This is a genomic window from Erwinia artemisiae (assembly GCF_051400835.1).
Taxonomy (GTDB): Bacteria; Pseudomonadota; Gammaproteobacteria; order Enterobacterales; family Enterobacteriaceae; genus Erwinia; species Erwinia aeris.
This window is the reverse complement of record NZ_JBLFFM010000025.1, coordinates 1-852: the sequence shown is the minus strand read 5'-3', so window position 1 is coordinate 852 and position 852 is coordinate 1. Positions and strand designations below refer to the sequence as shown.

The following is an 852-nucleotide window of genomic DNA, read 5'->3' as shown; positions in this document are numbered from 1 at the left end:
TTCCTCTGGGTACTTAGATGTTTCAGTTCCCCAGGTTCGCCTTGCAGCACTATGTATTCATGCTGCAATGATGCACAAGTGCACCGGGTTTCCCCATTCGGGTATCGTCGGTTATTGCGGTTCATATCACCTTACCGACGCTTATCGCAGATTAGCACGCCCTTCATCGCCTCTGACTGCCAGGGCATCCACCGTGTACGCTTAGTCACTTAACCTCACAACCCACAAGCGTCCCGAAAGACGGTTGTCAGCTGCAAGCATTTGAGAGACTCGAACATATCGTTAATTTCATTCTTATTACGGAGAATGAAAACGACATGTCGTTTCAATTTTCAGCTTGTTCCGGATTGTTAAAGAGCAAATATCTCAAACGTGACTCGGCTTTTTATGCCGGGAATCAGTTTTGAGATAGTTTAGTAAACTGCATGGTGGAGCTAAGCGGGATCGAACCGCTGACCTCCTGCGTGCAAGGCAGGCGCTCTCCCAGCTGAGCTATAGCCCCATACAGTTACTGCAGAGACCGTCTACTACCACTCAACTTTCTCTTTAAGGGAGAAACGTAATTTGTGCTCAGGCAAGGCATGTGAGAGGGAAGTTTACCTCGCGTAAACGACCGAACACATAACGCCGCATGAGTGCAAATTTGGTAGGCCTGAGTGGACTTGAACCACCGACCTCACCCTTATCAGGGGTGCGCTCTAACCACCTGAGCTACAAGCCTGTAGAGGTTTTTTCTGCTCGTTACTTTTCTATCAGACAATCTGTGTGGACACTGCGCACGAAGGTATCTTCAGGTAAGGAGGTGATCCAACCGCAGGTTCCCCTACGGTTACCTTGTTACGACTTCACCCC

At 49.1% G+C, this 852-nt stretch carries 2 tRNA genes and 2 rRNA genes; all 4 read right to left on the bottom strand.

Going from position 1 to position 852, the window contains the following annotated elements:
* Nucleotides 1-215, bottom strand: a 23S ribosomal RNA gene (locus ACMGEE_RS21700); the annotation flags it as partial.
* Between the two features lie 211 nt (nt 216-426).
* Nucleotides 427-502, bottom strand: a tRNA-Ala gene (locus tag ACMGEE_RS21695).
* A 142-nt stretch (nt 503-644) separates the two neighbouring features.
* Nucleotides 645-721: transfer RNA gene (locus ACMGEE_RS21690), tRNA-Ile, on the bottom strand.
* 74 nt (nt 722-795) lie between these two features.
* Nucleotides 796-852, bottom strand: a 16S ribosomal RNA gene (locus tag ACMGEE_RS21685); the annotation flags it as partial.